The following is a 15,577-nucleotide window of genomic DNA, read 5'->3' as shown; positions in this document are numbered from 1 at the left end:
GGACTGCGTAATGACTCAGGCCCGCCATCCGGCCGCAAGTTCACGGGTCAGCTGGCCGGCCGGGATCTCCCGGCAGCCGCTGACGTTCTGCCCGGCCCACAGCGGCGTGCAGTGATCCAGGCCCTGCTTCTCGGTCTGGGCACGCAGCGCGCCGATGGCGTTGCCGGCCAGCGGGAAGGGCGGCACGCCTTCGGGCAGCGGACCCAGCTCGCGCATGATGCGGTTGACGATGCCGCGCGCCGGGCGCCCGCTGAACAGGGTGGTCAGCGCGGTATGCGCTGCGTGCGGGCTCTTCAGCGCGGCGCGATGCAGCGCATTGGTGCGGCTCTCCGGGCACAGCAGGTAGGCCGTGCCCAGTTGCACACCAGCCGCGCCGAGCGTCTGCGCTGCAGCCACGCCCCCGGCATCGGCGATGCCGCCCGCGGCGACCACCGGCACGTTTAGCGCGGCGACCAGTTGCGGCAGCAGGGCAAAGGTGCCGAGTTGGGTGGTCAGGTCCTCGCTGAGAAAGATGCCGCGGTGGCCGCCGGCTTCCAGGCCCTGGGCAATCACCAGGTCGACGTCGTGCTGCTGCAGCCAGAGGCCTTCGGCGACCGTAGTCGCGCTGGAGGCGATCTTCGCCCCGGTGGCGCGGGCGCGTTGCAGCAGATCGGGCGCCGGCAGGCCGAAGTGGAAGCTGACCAGCGCCGGCTTGTGCCGCTCCAGCACCTCGGCCATTGCGGCATCGAACGGTTGGCGGGTGGCGCCGGTGGGAATGCTCGCCGGGTCGATGGCGAACTCGGCGAACATGGGTGCGAGCATCCGGTGCCAGGCGTCGAAGGCCGTCGGGTCGGCAGCCGGCGTCTGGTGGCAGAAGAAGTTGACGTTGTAGGGCCGGTCGGTCAGCGCCTCGATGGCGGTCAGCTCGGCGTCCAGCGCCTCGGCATTGAGCATGCCGGCCGGGATCGAACCCAGCCCGCCGGCCTCGCACACCGCTGCGGCCAGCAGGTGATTCTGCGCACCGGCCATGGGCGCCTGGATGATCGGGTGCTCGATGCCGAAGAGATCGCGCAGGTCCATGAGGTCAGCTCCGTTCAGTCGTCGTGGGGCGCCACTGTAGCCCGTGTCGGTGGTCGGGGAAAACGACGCCGGTCATGCGGGACCTGCGCTGCGCAAGGCGGACGGGTAAACTGCGCGGCTCTCGAGGAGGATCAGATGAACTACCGCCACGCCTTCCATGCCGGCAACCACGCCGACGTGCTCAAACACCTGGTTCTGAGCCGAATCTTCGCCCTGCTCGCGCGCAAGGAGGCGCCGTACGCCTACCTCGACAGCCATGCCGGCGTTGGCCTGTACGACCTGGCCGGCGACCAGGCCAGTCGTACTGGCGAGTGGCTGCAGGGCATCGCCCGCATCTGGCAGGCCGAGACGCACCCTGCGCTGCTTGATGACTATCTCGACGTGATCCGCCAGCTCAACCCGGACGGCGCGCTGCGCTATTACCCCGGCTCGCCGGAGCTGGCGCGGCAACTGACCCGCGAGCAGGATCGTCTGCAGCTCAACGAAAAGCATCCCGAGGACGGCGCGCTGCTCAAGGACAACATGGCCGGCGACCGCCGCGTGGCCGTGCACCGCGGCGAGGGCTGGCATGTGCCGCGGGCGCTGATGCCGACGCAGGAAAAGCGCGTGGTGTTGTTGATCGATCCGCCGTTCGAGCAGGCCGATGAGCTAAGCCGCTGCGTGACGGCAATTAAGGAAGCGCTCGGCCGCATGCGCCAGACCATCGGCGTGATCTGGTATCCGATCAAGGACGAACGTCAACTCAAGCGTTTCTATCAGGATCTGGCGCGCAGCGGTGCGCCCAAGTTGCTGCGTGCCGAACTGTTCGTCCACCCCGCCGACGACGCCAGCCGCCTGAGCGGTTCGGGCCTGGCTATCGTGAACCCGCCGTGGGGGCTGGAGGAAGAGCTGCGCGAGCTGTTGCCATGGCTGGCCGAGCAGCTGGCGCAGAGCCAAGGCAGCTGGCGCCTGGACTGGCTGATCGAGGAGGCCTGAAGAGGGCGTTTGCCTGGGTAGGGTTTGGTCCGCTCGGTGGGCTAAAGCCCACCCTACGACGTCGGGCGCCTCACAGCCATGCGGCCGAACCCGTAGGGTGGGCTTCAGCCCACCACCCTGCCCGATACTAAAACAGCCTGAGCGGCTCTTCCTGCAGCGCCGATATCTGTTCGCGCAGGATCAGCACCTGGTCGCCCCAGTAACGCTCGCTGCCAAACCAGGGAAAGCTCATCGGGAAGGCCGGATCGTCCCAGCGGCGGGCGAGCCAGGCGCTGTAGTGCATCAGCCGCAGGGCGCGCAACGCCTCGATCAGCGGCAGCTCGCGGGGGGCAAAATCATGGAATTCGTTGTAGCCGTCCACCAGTTCGGCCAGCTGGCCGAGCCGCTCGTGGCGTTCGCCGGCCAGCATCATCCACAGATCCTGGACCGACGGGCCCATGCGGCAGTCGTCGAGATCGACCAGATGAAAGGCGTCGTCGCGGGCGAGGATGTTGCCCGGGTGGCAATCGCCATGCAGGCGGATCGGGGTGAAGTTGGTGCTGGCGAAGACGTCTTCGACCCGTTTGAGCAGGTCGCGCGCCACCGACTCGTAGGCAGGCAGCAGGCTACGGGGCACGAAGTCACCGTCCAGCAAGCTGTTCAGCGAGTCGTGGCCGAAATTCTGTACGCCCAGAGTTTCGCGATGCTCGAACGGCCGGTTTGCACCTATCGCATGCATGCGCCCCAACAGCTGGCCGAGGCGATAGAGCTGGTCGAGATTGCCCGGTTCCGGCGCGCGGCCGCCACGGCGTGGGAAGAGCGCGAAGCGGAAACCCGCATGCTCGAACAGCGTCGTGCCGTTGCGCTCCAGCGGCGCCACTACAGGCACCTCGTGTTCGGCCAGTTCCAGGCTGAACTGGTGCTCCTCGAGAATCGCCTCGTTGCTCCAGCGACCGGGCCGGTAGAACTTGGCGATCAGTGGTGTTTCGTCTTCGATGCCCACTTGATAGACGCGGTTCTCGTAGCTGTTGAGCGCCAGCACGCGGGCATCGCTGAGATAACCGATGCTTTCCACAGCGTCGAGGACCAGGTCCGGCGTGAGTGTGTCGAAGGGATGAGACATGACCGGCTCCGCGGAATAGGCCGATCAGTGTATTGCACCGGGGCTTTTAAACAACCGCGCGTCCGCCGCGATCAGTTGCCCGGCTTGGGCGTGCGCGCCAGGCAATAGACGTCCACTCGAGCCGCACCCGCACGCTTGAGCAGTTGCGCCAGCGCCTCGGCGGTCGCGCCGGTGGTCAGTACGTCGTCGACCAATGCCAGATGGCGGCCCTCGATGTTGGCTGCGGGTGCGACGCGGAACGCCTGGCGCAGATTGCGCCGTCGGGTGGCGGCGTCCAGCTGCTGCTGCGGTGGCGTATCGACGATCCGCTCGAGCAGGTGCTCATCGACCGGCAGTTTCAGCGCGGCGGCCAGCCACTGCGCCAGCATCTGCGCCTGATTGAAGCCGCGCTGGCGCAGGCGTCGGCGTGCCAGTGGTACCGGGACCAGAAGGTCAGGCTGCGGTAGTCCCTCGGTAAAGGCGTGTTGCAGATGCAGCGCCATTCGCTCGCCAAGCAGGCGGCCGAATGGCCAGCGCGCCTGGTGCTTGAAGCGGGTGATCAGCGTGTCGACGGGAAAGGCGAAGCGCCAGGGCACTTCGACATGGTCGTAGCTCGGCGGCCGCTTCAGGCACTCGCCGCAGATCAGTCCGCGGGTCGGCAGCGGCACGGCGCAGACTGCGCACTGGCCATCGAGCCAGGGCAGTTCCGCTTCGCACGGGATACACAGTGGATGGCCTTCGCAAGGCTCATCGCACAATAAACATTGCTGTTTATTAATTGACCAATTGTAAACCATGATTCCTTTCCTGGTTGACAGCGTTTCGAGCTTGGCTAACCATTCCACATCCGTGTCAGGCCGCCAAGCCGCTATTAATTACAAGGAATGCCCATGAGCGCCACCTCCGCTTCCGTTACGCGTCACGATTGGACTCTTGCCGAGGTCAAGGCGCTCTTCGAGCAACCCTTCAATGATCTGCTGTTCCAGGCGCAGACCGTGCATCGCCAGCATTTCGATGCCAACCGCGTGCAGGTGTCCACCCTGCTCTCGATCAAGACCGGCGCATGCCCGGAAGACTGCAAGTACTGCCCGCAGTCCGGCCACTACAACACTGGCCTGGATAAAGAAAAGCTGATGGAAGTGCAGAAGGTGCTGGAGGCGGCGGCCGAAGCCAAGGCCATCGGCTCGACGCGCTTCTGCATGGGCGCAGCCTGGAAGCACCCGTCCGCGAAGGACATGCCCTACGTGCTGAAAATGGTCGAGGGTGTGAAGGCGCTGGGCCTGGAAACCTGCATGACCCTCGGCAAGCTCGATCAGGAGCAGACCAAGGCGCTGGCGGCGGCGGGGCTGGATTACTACAACCACAACCTCGACACCTCGCCGGAGTACTACGGCAACATCATCACCACCCGCACCTACGGTGAGCGTCTGGAGACGCTGAGCTACGTGCGCGAGGCGGGCATGAAGATCTGCTCCGGCGGCATTCTCGGCATGGGCGAGTCGCTGGACGATCGCGCCGGCCTGCTGATCCAGCTGGCCAACCTGCCGGAGCACCCGGAATCGGTGCCGATCAACATGCTGGTCAAGGTCAAGGGCACACCGCTGGCCGAGGAACAGGACGTCGATCCGTTCGACTTCATCCGCATGCTCGCCGTGGCGCGGATCATGATGCCGAAATCCCATGTGCGCCTGTCCGCCGGCCGTGAGCAGATGAACGATCAGATTCAGGCCCTGGCATTCTTCGCCGGCGCCAACTCGATCTTCTACGGCGAGAAGCTGCTGACCACCGCCAACCCGCAGGCTGGCAAGGACATGCAGCTGTTCGCGCGCCTGGGCATCAAGCCGGAAGAGCGCCACGAGCACGCCGACGAAGTACACCAGGCGGCCATCGAGCAGGCGCTGATCGAGCAGCGCGACAGCAAGCTGTTCTACAACGCCGCTTCAGCCTGATGATTCGTTTCGGTGGACGGAGACGCCAACTGCGCCCCGATTCCCCCGACACTTAACGCGACTCTTCGTAAGGTGGAACCCGCTTGCGGTTATCCACCATTCGCCGGTATCCGAGTCCATGACTTTCGATCTCTCCGCCCGTCTTGCCGAGCGCCGCGCGGCCCATCTCTATCGTCAACGCCCGTTGCTGGAAACACCGCAGCAGCCGGAAGTGGTGGTCGATGGGCAGCGGCTGCTGGCGTTCTGCTCCAACGACTACCTGGGACTGGCCAGCCATCCCGAGGTGATCGCAGCCATGCAGCAGGGCGCCGCGAAGTGGGGCGTGGGCGGCGGTGCCTCGCATCTGGTGATCGGCCACAGCACGCCGCATCACCAGCTCGAAGAAGCCCTCGCCGAATTCACCGGCCGCCCGCGTGCCCTGCTGTTTTCCACCGGCTACATGGCGAATCTGGCCGCGGTGACGGCGCTGGTCGGGCAGGGCGATACGGTGCTGGAGGATCGCCTCAATCACGCTTCCCTGCTCGATGCTGGTCTGCTCTCGGGCGCGCGTTTCTCGCGCTACCTGCACAACGACGCCGAGAGCCTCGGCAAGCGCCTGGAGAAGGCCAGCGGCAATACCCTGGTGGTGACCGATGGCGTATTCAGCATGGACGGCGATCTCGCCGACCTGCCGGCGATCTGCGCCACGGCCAAGCAGCGTGGCGCCTGGGTGATGGTCGACGATGCCCATGGCTTCGGTCCGCTGGGCGCGACGGGCGGCGGCATCGTCGAGCACTTCGGCCTGGGCATGGATGACGTGCCGGTGCTGGTTGGCACGCTGGGCAAGGCGTTCGGCACCGCGGGTGCCTTTGTCGCCGGCAGCGAGGAGCTGATCGAAACGCTGATCCAGTTCGCTCGGCCCTACATCTACACCACTAGCCAGCCGCCGGCGGTGGCCTGTGCCACACTCAAAAGCCTGGAGCTGCTGAGCAGCGAAGGCTGGCGCCGAGAGCATCTGAACCGATTGGTCGCGCGTTTCCGCGAGGGCGCGCAGCAGATCGGACTGACGCTGATGGACAGCCCGACGCCGATCCAGCCGGTGCTGGTGGGCAGCAGCGAACGGGCGTTAAGGCTGTCGGCGTTGCTGCGCGAACGCGGCATCCTGGTCGGCGCCATTCGCCCGCCGACCGTTCCGGCCGGCAGCGCGCGACTGCGGATCACCTTCACCGCGAGCCACAGTGAGGCGCAGCTGGACCGTCTGCTGCTAGCGCTGGCCGAGTGCTGGGCCCTATTGCCCAAGGAGAACGAGGATGCGTGATCGACTGATTCTTCTGCCGGGTTGGGCGTTCGGCCCGGCTGCCCTGGAGCCCCTGGCCGAGCTGTTGCGTGATCGTGAGCCGCGGCTGCAGGTCGACATTGTCCCGCTGCCGACGCTAGAGCGCCCTGAGGCCTGGCTCGATGAGCTGGATGCGCGGTTGCCCGTCGACAGCTGGATAGCGGGCTGGTCCCTGGGCGGAATGCTGGCCACGCAGCTGGCAGCACGCCGTGGCGACAACTGCCCTGGCCTGATCACCATCTGTAGCAACCCCTGCTTCCGCAGCCGCGACGATTGGCCGACGGCCATGCCTGCCGAAGTCTTCGATGCCTTCGATGCGGCATTCCAGATGGGACCGGAGGACACGCTCAAGCGCTTCAGTTTGCTCTGCAGCCGCGGTGCGTACGATCCGCGCACGCTTGCCCGGCAGTTGCAGGTCAGTCTGCTCGACCAGCCTGTGGCCGTCGCGGCCGCCGGTTTGCGCCTGCTTGCCGATCTGGATGGACGCGAGTCGCTGCAGCGTTACGTTGGACCGCAGCTACACCTGTTCGCGGGCAGCGATGCGCTGGTCCCAGCGGCTGCCGCGGAGGCGCTGCTGGCCTGTCTGCCGGATGTGGAGGTCGATGTGCTGGCCAGTGCCAGCCACGGCCTGCCGCTGGAGCGCGCCGACGACGTGGCGACCGCCATGCTGGCGTTCATGGGTGAGGGCGAGGATGACTGAAGCATCGCTCAGCGAGCGTCCACCGGCGCAGTTACCTGACAAGCGCCAGGTCGCGGCATCGTTTTCCCGTGCTGCTGCCAGCTACGACAGCGTCGCCGCGCTGCAGCGGAAAGTCGGTAATCAATTGCTGGCCCGACTGCCTTCAACTCGGCAACCCAGCTGCTGGCTCGATCTTGGCAGTGGCACCGGCTACTTTTCCCGCGCCCTGGCCGCGGCCTTTCCGGAGGCCGATGGCCTGGCACTGGATATCGCCGAGGGCATGCTGCGCCACGCGCGGCCGCAGGGAGGCGCACGGCATTTCGTCACCGGTGACGCCGAGCGGCTGCCGCTGCGTGATGGCAGCGTCGATCTGATCTATTCGAGCCTGGCGCTGCAGTGGTGCGAGGATTTCGCAGTCGTGCTGAGCGAAGCGCGGCGGGTGTTACGTCCGGGCGGCATCCTCGCCTTCACCAGTCTGTGCAGCGGTACCCTGCAGGAGCTGCGGGACAGCTGGCTGGTGGTGGACGGCTTCGCTCACGTCAATCGCTTCCGCTCGCTGGAGGCCTACCAGGCGCTGTGTAGGGACTGCGGTCTGGGATTGGTGAGTCTCGAAGTGCGCCCGGAAGTGCTGCATTTCCCCGATTTGCGCCAGCTGACCCATGAGCTCAAGGCGCTGGGTGCGCACAACCTGAACCCGGGTCGCCCGGACGGGTTGACCGGGCGCTCACGCATCCGCGCGCTGGTCGAGGCCTACGAAGATTTCCGCCAGCCCGAAGGGCTCCCGGCGACCTACCAGGTGATCTACGGCATTCTGCACAAGGAGCCATGATGCATCGCGCTTTCTTCATTGCCGGCACTGATACCGATGTCGGCAAGACCACCATCGCTGCTGGTTTGCTGCATGCCGCGCGCGCGCAAGGGATGTCCACCGCGGCGGTGAAGCCGGTCGCCTCAGGCTGCGAACGGACCGAGCAGGGCTTGCGTAACAGCGATGCGCTGGCGCTGCTGGCCGAGTGCGGTCCTGCGCTGGACTATGCGACGGTCAACCCGTTCGCGTTCGAGCCGGCCATTGCCCCGCATATCGCTGCCCACGAAGCCGGGGTCGAGCTGAGTGTCGCTGGTCTGGTTCAGGCCGTGCAGCCGGTGCTGGCTCGGCAAGCCGATTTCACCCTGGTCGAGGGTGCGGGCGGCTGGCGGGTGCCGCTGAATGCGCGTGAGTATCTGTCGGCATTGCCAGTGGCGCTGGGATTGCCGGTCATTCTCGTGGTTGGGGTGCGCTTGGGTTGCATCAATCATGCGCTGCTCAGCGCCGAAGCGATCGCCCGCGACGGCTTGGTGCTGGCTGGCTGGGTGGCGAATATCGTTGACCCTGCCACTTCGCGCCTGGAGGAAAACCTCTCTACCCTCGCTGAGTTGCTGCCGGCACCCTGCCTTGGCCGGGTGCCGCGCCTTGCTGAGGCTACTGCACGACAAGTCGCACAGCACCTGACGCTGTCTCCATTGCGGCTGACATGCGCAGATTCGCATTCCGACGGCTAGCGCCTTGCGATAGCTGCCAGCATCTGCTTGAATGATGGCAACCTGATAGCGCGTGGAGTCACCATGCAGATCACTAACAGTATGATGAGCGCCGGTCTAAGCGCCTTCCAGAGCGGCCAGCAGCGTGTCGAACAGGCTGCCTCGGCTATCGCATCTGCCAATGGACCTGTGCCTGATAATTCTCAGGCTGTTGCGGATATCACCGAGCAGATGATTCAGCTGAAAGTCGGTGAGCACAGCGCCAAGGTTGGAGCCCGGGTGATCCAGAGTGCTGATGAAGTGCTCGGCACGCTGATCGATACCCAGGCCTGATCTCAGGCCTGTACTTTTCCTGCTCACCTGCGCCGTCGGTCGTCTCGTTCGACGCGATGCCTCTCTCCTCACCGTCTTTTTTGGTGCCATTCCGGCAGACGTACTCACGCCCTGCTTTTGCAACAGCTCGTTTCCATAGCCTTTACCCGACAGCCAGTTTCCCGCTCAGGCGCGACATCTCAATGCATTCAGGTCTCTACGCGTGCATTTTCCTCCGCTTGACATCGATCAGGTCGAAACGTATGTTTCAAACGCCTGTTTGACCCTTCGGGCTAGTTGTCCGACGGTCGAAATCGAATTCAAATGGCTGGGTCGTCCCGGTCAGCTTGTAACAAGAACTCACCGCTGAGGTTTACGCTATGCCCGACTACAAGGCCCCCTTGCGCGATATCCGCTTCGTACGTGACGAGCTGCTCGGCTACGAGGCGCATTACCAGAGCCTGCCGGGATGTGAAGACGCCACCCCGGATATGGTCAATGCCATTCTCGACGAAGGCGCGAAGTTCTGTGAGCAGGTGCTCGCACCGCTGAACCGCGTCGGCGACATCGAAGGTTGTACCTGGAGCGAGTCGGGTGTGAAAACGCCGACCGGATTCAAGGAAGCGTACGAGCAGTACGTGGAAGGCGGCTGGCCGAGCCTGGCCCATGACGTCGACCACGGCGGCCAGGGTCTGCCCGAGTCTCTCGGTCTGGCTATCAGTGAAATGATCGGTCAGGCCAACTGGTCCTGGGGCATGTACCCCGGCCTGTCCCATGGCTGCATGAACACCATTGCTACCCACGGCACCGATGATCAGAAGCACACCTACCTGAGCAAGCTGGTTTCCGGTCAGTGGACTGGCACCATGTGCTTGACCGAGCCGCACTGCGGTACCGACCTTGGCATGCTGCGCACCAAGGCCGAGCCTCAGGCTGACGGCAGCTACAAGCTGAACGGCACCAAGATCTTCATCTCTTCCGGTGAGCATGACATGGCCGAGAATATCGTCCACATTGTGCTGGCTCGCCTGCCCGATGCTCCGGCTGGCACCAAGGGTATTTCCCTGTTCATCGTGCCCAAGTTCCTGCCCAACGCTGAAGGCGAGAAGGGCGAGCGCAACGGTGTGACCTGCGGCTCGCTGGAACACAAGATGGGTATCCATGGCAACGCGACCTGTGTCATGAACTTCGACGGCGCTACCGGCTTCCTGATCGGGCCGCCGAACAAGGGCCTGAACGCCATGTTCACCTTCATGAATACCGCACGTCTGGGTACCGCACTGCAGGGCCTGGCGCATGCCGAGATCGGTTTCCAGGGTGGCATCAAGTACGCTCGCGAGCGTCTGCAGATGCGTGCGCTTACCGGTCCTAAAGCGCCTGAGAAGGCAGCCGACCCGATTATCGTGCACCCTGACGTGCGCCGTATGCTGTTGACCATGAAGGCATTCGCCGAGGGCAACCGCGCGATGGTTTACTTCACTGCCAAGCAGGTCGACATCGTCAAGAACAGCCAGGATGAAGAGCAGAAGAAGCAGGCCGACACACTGCTGGCCTTCCTCACGCCGATCGCCAAGGCTTTCATGACCGAAGTGGGTTTCGAAGCGGCCAACCATGGCGTACAGATCTACGGTGGCCACGGCTTCATTGCCGAGTGGGGCATGGAGCAGAACGTGCGTGATGCCCGTATCTCCATGCTGTACGAAGGCACCACCGGTATCCAGGCGCTGGACCTGTTGGGCCGCAAGGTGTTGATGACTCAGGGCGAGGCGCTGAAGTCCTTCACCAAGATCGTGCACAAGTTCTGCCAGAACCAGGAAGGCAACGATGCCATCAAGGAGTTCGTTACCCCTCTGAACCAGCTGAACAAGGAGTGGGGCGAGCTGACCATGAAGATCGGCATGGCTGCCATGAAGGACCGTGAAATGGTCGGTGCGGCATCGGTCGATTACTGCATGTATTCCGGCTATGCCTGCCTCGCCTATTTCTGGGCTGACATGGCTCGGGTTGCTGCCGAGAAACTGGCTGAAGGCACCTCCGAGGAGGCGTTTTACAAGGCCAAGCTGCAGACCGCTCGCTTCTACTTCCAGCGCATCCTGCCGCGTACCCGCATGCATGTTGACGCCATGATGTCGGGTGCCGATAACCTGATGGAAATGGCTGAGGAAGATTTCGCGCTCGGTTACTAATAGGCTGAAGAAGTTGTAGAAAAAAGCCGCTGCTCTGCAGCGGCTTTTTTTTGCGCAGGTATAGGCGGCTTTGCCGTGCGGGATAGCGCATTGGATGGTTTTTTGGCTGCGTAACGGGTGGCGAGAAGGCAAAATGCTAGCTTTCTCGGCAACACGCCGGAGCACTCTTGTCACGTACCGTCTCGGCCCGCTTCAGCCACTTCCTTGCGCCGCTGGCCTTGCTATTGGGCGGCGAAGTCATTGCGCGTCAGGGATCGCTGAACGAGTTCTTCACATCGCTTTATAACGTCCTGCCCACCGTGCTGCTGTTGCTCGGTGGTGCGCTCTGCATGATGTACGGGCGCATTCGTGAGTCCTTTCTGCTGCTTTGTGTCTATCTGGTTTATTTTTTGCTCGACACCCATGTCGACCATTTCCGCGCCCACGGCACGCTGTTGGACGATGCGGCCCTTACTTTTCATCTGTGCAGCCTGCTCTTACCGTTGCTCTATGGCCTGTATGGGATGTGGCGGGAGCGCAGTCACCTTGCTCAAGACGGGCTGGCGCGTGCAGCGGTACTGTTTGCCGTCGGCATTGTTGCCCTGGCGTTGGCAAGACGTTTTCCTGAAGCATTACACGCCTGGCTCGTCGTGATTCGCTGGCCAGCCCTGCAGGCTGACTGGCTGCCGCTCATCCAGCTGGCGTACCCGGCGTTCTTGGGGGCGCTAGTGCTACTGATCATCCAGTACCTGCGCCAGCCAAGGCCGACCCATGCGGCGCAGGTCGTTGCTTTGCTTGGGTTGTTGCTGATGCTTCCGCAGACGTTCAGCCGCGCCGGTGCCTTGAACGTGTTGAGCAGTCATGTGCTGTTGATATTGGTGGTGGCGATCGCCCATGAAGCGTATCTCATGGCCTTCCGTGACGAGCTGACTGGGCTGCCCGGCCGTCGTGCGTTGAACGAGCGCTTGCAGCGCCTCGGGCGGCAGTACGTGCTGGCAATGGCGGATGTGGACCATTTCAAGAGCTTCAACGATACCCATGGCCATGATGTCGGCGATCAGGTGCTGCGGATGGTCGCCAGTCGGTTACGTAAAATCGGCGGCGGTGGGCGCGCCTATCGCTATGGGGGTGAGGAGTTCACTCTGGTGTTCCCGGGACGCAGTATCGAGCAGTGTTTGCCACATCTGGAGGCGGTACGCCAAGCCGTGGAGGCCTATGCGCTGCAATTGCGCGATACAAGCAGCCGGCCGAAAGATGATCGACGTGGCCGCATGGCTCGCGGCGCATCTTCTGCCAGTCAAGTCTCGGTAACCATCAGCATCGGCGTGGCGGAACGGCAGGTCGAGCAACGCGGCGCAGCAGAGGTTATCAAAGCGGCTGATGAAGCGCTCTACGCCGCAAAGAAGGCCGGGCGCAATTGTGTGCGAGTGCACGGTAGCGGGCGTGGCGCGGTGCGGATGGCCGTGCGTTCGCGTTAGGGTTGCATGAGTGCTGTTTGTGACCAATAAAAACCATTAAGTCATAAAAAGACGCTTAATCCCGTATTGGTTATTCGGTTAGACTCGCTGGAAACGGCCCACAGTGGCTGCAACCCAGTGTCTTGCGAGGAACCTTGCCATGGCTGACTACCAAGCGCCGCTGCGCGACATGCGTTTTGTCCTGAATGAAGTCTTCGACGCGCCGAAACTATGGCAGTCGCTGCCAGCCCTGGCCGAGGTTGTCGATGCCGAAACGGCCGACGCCATTCTTGAGGAAGCCGGCAAGATCACGGCCAACAGCATTGCCCCGCTTAACCGCAGCGGTGATGAAGAGGGCTGTCGCTGGGACGCCGGGGCGGTTTCGACGCCCGCCGGCTACCGCGAGGCTTATCAGTTGTACGCCGAAGGCGGCTGGGTAGGTGTTGGTGGTGATCCGGCGTTCGGCGGCATGGGCATGCCGAAAGTCATCTCGGCTCAGGTCGAGGAAATGATGAACTCCGCCAGCCTGGCCTTCGGTCTCTATCCAATGCTGACGTCCGGCGCCTGCCTGTCGATCTATGCCCACGCCAGCGAGGAGCTCAAGCAGAAGTACCTGCCGAACATGTATGCCGGTGTCTGGTCCGGCTCCATGTGCCTGACCGAGCCCCATGCGGGCACCGACCTGGGCATCATTCGCACCAAGGCTGAGCCACAGGCCGATGGTTCCTACAAGGTTAGCGGAACCAAGATCTTCATCACCGGCGGCGAGCACGACTTGACCGAGAACATCATCCATCTGGTGCTGGCCAAACTGCCGGATGCGCCGGCTGGCTCCCGCGGCATTTCGTTGTTCCTGGTGCCAAAGGTCATGGTCAATGAGGATGGCACCCTGGGTGAGCGAAACTCGCTGTCCTGCGGTTCCATCGAGCACAAGATGGGTATCCAGGCCTCGGCAACCTGCGTGATGAATTTCGACGGTGCCACCGGTTGGATGGTCGGCGAGCCGAACAAGGGCCTGGCGGCGATGTTCACCATGATGAACTACGAGCGCTTGGGAGTTGGTATCCAGGGTTTGTCGACCGGTGAACGTTCCTATCAGAGCGCAATCGAGTATGCCCGCGATCGTACGCAGAGCCGCGCCCCGACCGGGCCGGTGGCGCAGGACAAGGCCGCTGACCCGATCATCGTGCACCCGGATGTGCGTCGCATGCTGCTGACGATGAAGGCGCTAAACGAGGGTGGCCGGGCCTTCTCCAGCTATGTCGCGCTGCAGCTCGATATCGCCAAGTTCAGCGATGACGACGAGGCGCGACTGCGTGCCGAGGCTCAGGTGGCGCTGCTGACGCCAGTAGCCAAAGCATTCCTTACCGATATGGGGCTGGAAACCACGGTTCATGGCCAGCAAGTCTTCGGCGGCCACGGCTTCATTCGTGAGTGGGGTCAGGAGCAGCTGGTGCGTGACTGCCGGATCACCCAGATCTACGAGGGCACCAATGGCATTCAGGCATTGGACCTAGTCGGCCGCAAGATCGTCGGCAGTGGCGGCGCCATGTATCAGGCGTTCGTCGATGAGATTCGCGCCTTTATCGCCGATGCAGATCCGCAGCTGGCAGAGTTCGCCAAGCCCCTCAAAGCTGCGATGGATAATCTGGACGAGTTGACTGCTTGGGTGATCGACCAGGCCAAGACGAACCCAAACGAGATCGGTGCCGCATCGGTGGAATACCTCCACGTGTTCGGCTACACCGCGTACGCATACATGTGGGCGCGCATGGCAGCCGTCGCATTTGCCAAGCAGGAGGAAGGGGATTTTTACCAGAGCAAGCTTGGAACAGCGCGTTTCTACTTTGCCCGTTTGCTGCCTCGCATCCATTCGCTGAGCGCGTCGGTCAAGGCTGGAAGCGAGTCGCTGTATCTGCTTGATGCCGCTCAATTTTAAGTCGCACGGCTTAATCTAAAGGCAATATGAAATTATTTGGCCATGACGCGGAACGATTAAGCCGCGCCTCAGGTCATAAAAACTGCGCATATGTAAGCCTGGACTTACAGCTCTGCATCACGGATGACGCGATGTAGGAAAAGGCTTACATGGCGTGATGCAAAATGGCTACTACTGGCCATCACGGTCTGGCGGTAATCTACTGCATAAGGACGTGGCGCAAGGAAAGCGCAGATCAACAATACGGACCACACAGGGAGCGGCGCCAGGACGGCGCGCGATCACGGATGTCAGGATTCAGTCTGCAGAGCCCCGCTTCGGCGGGGTTTTTCTTTTCTGCTTAGTTCAGGCACGCATCTAGCGTCGCGATGCAGGCTCGTTGTAGGAGCGGCTTAGTCTGCCTGCTAACGCTCGCCTTAATCCGGCATGCAAACGCCTGTGCCTCCCAACCCGCAATACCCCCCCGGATTTTTTGCCAGATACTGCTGGTGGTAGGCCTCTGCGTAATAGAACGTTGGGGCGTCGGCAATTTCTGTGGTGATCTCCGGAAAGCCGGCATCGCGCAGACGCTGCTGAAAGCGATCACGACTGGCCTGCGCCTCGGTGTGCTGCTGTGCGTTCATGCAGTAGATTGCCGAGCGGTACTGGCTGCCGACATCGTTGCCCTGGCGCATCCCTTGCGTCGGGTTGTGCGCTTCCCAGAAATTGCGCAGCAGCGTGCCGTAGTCGATCTGCTGCGGATCGAACACCACGAGCACTGCCTCGGTATGGCCGGTTAGGCCGGAGCATACCTCGTCATACGTTGGGTTTGGTGTCAGCCCGCCGGCATAACCCACGGCCGTGGACCAGACACCCGGCTGCTCCCAGAACCGCCGTTCCGCGCCCCAGAAGCAGCCCATGGCAAACACCGCCTGTTCCAAGCCTTCAGGGAATGGCGCCTGCAGCGAATTGCCATTGACGTAGTGTGCTGCGGGGACCGACATGGGCGTTGAGCGGCCGGGTAGGGCCTGCTCTGGCGTGGGTAAGGCTTGCTTGCTGACCAGTATTTCTGAGCGTAGCGACATGCGTGCCTCGATCGGAGCGGGAGGGGGACGATGTAGGCTACAAAAGCTCGGGCAGCTGTGAAAG

The 15,577-nt window shown here is 63.0% G+C and carries 14 protein-coding genes; 10 read left to right on the top strand and 4 right to left on the bottom strand.

Going from position 1 to position 15,577, the window contains the following annotated elements; genetic code table 11:
* Window positions 1-15: 15 nt before the first annotated feature.
* Window positions 16-1,059, bottom strand: coding sequence for an NAD(P)H-dependent flavin oxidoreductase (locus tag AAEZ08_RS04055; protein WP_228208085.1), 1,044 nt, complete (start codon window positions 1,057-1,059; stop codon window positions 16-18).
* 135 nt (window positions 1,060-1,194) lie between these two features.
* Here AAEZ08_RS04055 and AAEZ08_RS04050 point away from each other — a divergent pair, with 135 nt between their 5' ends.
* Window positions 1,195-2,034 carry a 23S rRNA (adenine(2030)-N(6))-methyltransferase RlmJ gene (locus AAEZ08_RS04050; protein ID WP_500123756.1) on the top strand — a complete coding sequence of 280 codons (840 nt, stop codon included), beginning with the start codon at window positions 1,195-1,197 and terminating at the stop codon, window positions 2,032-2,034.
* Window positions 2,035-2,161: 127 nt separating this feature from the next.
* On the opposite strand, the gene AAEZ08_RS04045 is transcribed toward AAEZ08_RS04050, so the two are convergent.
* Window positions 2,162-3,136: a serine/threonine protein kinase gene (locus AAEZ08_RS04045; protein ID WP_500123755.1), complete on the bottom strand. Its 975-nt coding sequence runs from the start codon at window positions 3,134-3,136 to the stop codon at window positions 2,162-2,164.
* A gap of 71 nt (window positions 3,137-3,207) precedes the next feature.
* The gene (locus AAEZ08_RS04040) at window positions 3,208-3,912 is read right to left on the bottom strand and encodes a ComFC family protein (RefSeq protein ID WP_500123754.1); all 705 of its coding nucleotides are present in this window, start codon (window positions 3,910-3,912) and stop codon (window positions 3,208-3,210) included.
* A 93-nt stretch (window positions 3,913-4,005) separates the two neighbouring features.
* Between AAEZ08_RS04040 and bioB the strand changes: the two genes are divergently transcribed.
* The 9 genes from bioB (at window position 4,006) to AAEZ08_RS03995 (ending at window position 14,449) form a co-directional block, all read left to right on the top strand.
* Complete coding sequence (bioB, locus tag AAEZ08_RS04035) at window positions 4,006-5,064, top strand: biotin synthase BioB (protein WP_500123753.1); 1,059 nt, start codon at window positions 4,006-4,008, stop codon at window positions 5,062-5,064.
* Between the two features lie 118 nt (window positions 5,065-5,182).
* Window positions 5,183-6,361 carry an 8-amino-7-oxononanoate synthase gene (bioF, locus tag AAEZ08_RS04030; RefSeq protein WP_500123752.1) on the top strand — a complete coding sequence of 393 codons (1,179 nt, stop codon included), beginning with the start codon at window positions 5,183-5,185 and terminating at the stop codon, window positions 6,359-6,361.
* Window positions 6,354-7,079 carry an alpha/beta fold hydrolase gene (locus tag AAEZ08_RS04025; protein WP_500123751.1) on the top strand — a complete coding sequence of 242 codons (726 nt, stop codon included), beginning with the start codon at window positions 6,354-6,356 and terminating at the stop codon, window positions 7,077-7,079. Before bioF ends, AAEZ08_RS04025 begins: the two co-directional genes overlap by 8 nt.
* Window positions 7,072-7,887, top strand: coding sequence for a malonyl-ACP O-methyltransferase BioC (bioC, locus tag AAEZ08_RS04020; RefSeq protein ID WP_003282602.1), 816 nt, complete (start codon window positions 7,072-7,074; stop codon window positions 7,885-7,887). Before AAEZ08_RS04025 ends, bioC begins: the two co-directional genes overlap by 8 nt.
* Window positions 7,887-8,597 carry a dethiobiotin synthase gene (bioD, locus tag AAEZ08_RS04015; protein ID WP_500123750.1) on the top strand — a complete coding sequence of 237 codons (711 nt, stop codon included), beginning with the start codon at window positions 7,887-7,889 and terminating at the stop codon, window positions 8,595-8,597. Before bioC ends, bioD begins: the two co-directional genes overlap by 1 nt.
* A gap of 63 nt (window positions 8,598-8,660) precedes the next feature.
* A complete protein-coding gene (locus AAEZ08_RS04010; RefSeq protein WP_058064941.1) occupies window positions 8,661-8,909 on the top strand; it encodes a hypothetical protein in 249 nt (82 codons plus the stop codon).
* Window positions 8,910-9,268: 359 nt separating this feature from the next.
* Complete coding sequence (locus AAEZ08_RS04005; RefSeq protein ID WP_003282599.1) at window positions 9,269-11,074, top strand: phenylacyl-CoA dehydrogenase; 1,806 nt, start codon at window positions 9,269-9,271, stop codon at window positions 11,072-11,074.
* A gap of 167 nt (window positions 11,075-11,241) precedes the next feature.
* Window positions 11,242-12,531, top strand: a complete 1,290-nt coding sequence (locus tag AAEZ08_RS04000) for a GGDEF domain-containing protein (protein ID WP_500123749.1) — start codon at window positions 11,242-11,244, stop codon at window positions 12,529-12,531.
* 139 nt (window positions 12,532-12,670) lie between these two features.
* Complete coding sequence (locus tag AAEZ08_RS03995; RefSeq protein WP_058064943.1) at window positions 12,671-14,449, top strand: acyl-CoA dehydrogenase C-terminal domain-containing protein; 1,779 nt, start codon at window positions 12,671-12,673, stop codon at window positions 14,447-14,449.
* 416 nt (window positions 14,450-14,865) lie between these two features.
* Here AAEZ08_RS03995 and msrA read toward each other — a convergent pair whose 3' ends face one another.
* Window positions 14,866-15,513, bottom strand: a complete 648-nt coding sequence (gene msrA / locus AAEZ08_RS03990) for a peptide-methionine (S)-S-oxide reductase MsrA (RefSeq protein WP_181065924.1) — start codon at window positions 15,511-15,513, stop codon at window positions 14,866-14,868.
* Window positions 15,514-15,577 lie beyond the last annotated feature (64 nt).

Source organism: Pseudomonas sp. E45-MNA-CIBAN-0222, assembly GCF_040310405.1.
GTDB lineage: Bacteria > Pseudomonadota > Gammaproteobacteria > Pseudomonadales > Pseudomonadaceae > Stutzerimonas > Stutzerimonas stutzeri_AC.
Note: the sequence above shows the minus strand (reverse complement) of the source record. Positions and strands in the feature narration are given on the sequence as shown.

Excerpts from the sequence above, each read along its gene's own strand:
- AAEZ08_RS04055 (WP_228208085.1), bottom strand. The coding sequence starts at position 1,059 with ATGGACCTGCGCGATCTCTTCGGCATCGAGCACCCGATCATCCAGGCG.
- bioC (WP_003282602.1), top strand. The coding sequence starts at position 7,072 with ATGACTGAAGCATCGCTCAGCGAGCGTCCACCGGCGCAGTTACCTGAC.
- AAEZ08_RS03995 (WP_058064943.1), top strand. The coding sequence starts at position 12,671 with ATGGCTGACTACCAAGCGCCGCTGCGCGACATGCGTTTTGTCCTGAAT.
- AAEZ08_RS04045 (WP_500123755.1), bottom strand. The coding sequence starts at position 3,136 with ATGTCTCATCCCTTCGACACACTCACGCCGGACCTGGTCCTCGACGCT.
- bioB (WP_500123753.1), top strand. The coding sequence starts at position 4,006 with ATGAGCGCCACCTCCGCTTCCGTTACGCGTCACGATTGGACTCTTGCC.
- AAEZ08_RS04010 (WP_058064941.1), top strand. The coding sequence starts at position 8,661 with ATGCAGATCACTAACAGTATGATGAGCGCCGGTCTAAGCGCCTTCCAG.
- AAEZ08_RS04050 (WP_500123756.1), top strand. The coding sequence starts at position 1,195 with ATGAACTACCGCCACGCCTTCCATGCCGGCAACCACGCCGACGTGCTC.
- AAEZ08_RS04040 (WP_500123754.1), bottom strand. The coding sequence starts at position 3,912 with ATGGTTTACAATTGGTCAATTAATAAACAGCAATGTTTATTGTGCGAT.
- AAEZ08_RS04025 (WP_500123751.1), top strand. The coding sequence starts at position 6,354 with ATGCGTGATCGACTGATTCTTCTGCCGGGTTGGGCGTTCGGCCCGGCT.
- AAEZ08_RS04005 (WP_003282599.1), top strand. The coding sequence starts at position 9,269 with ATGCCCGACTACAAGGCCCCCTTGCGCGATATCCGCTTCGTACGTGAC.
- bioF (WP_500123752.1), top strand. The coding sequence starts at position 5,183 with ATGACTTTCGATCTCTCCGCCCGTCTTGCCGAGCGCCGCGCGGCCCAT.
- msrA (WP_181065924.1), bottom strand. The coding sequence starts at position 15,513 with ATGTCGCTACGCTCAGAAATACTGGTCAGCAAGCAAGCCTTACCCACG.
- bioD (WP_500123750.1), top strand. The coding sequence starts at position 7,887 with ATGCATCGCGCTTTCTTCATTGCCGGCACTGATACCGATGTCGGCAAG.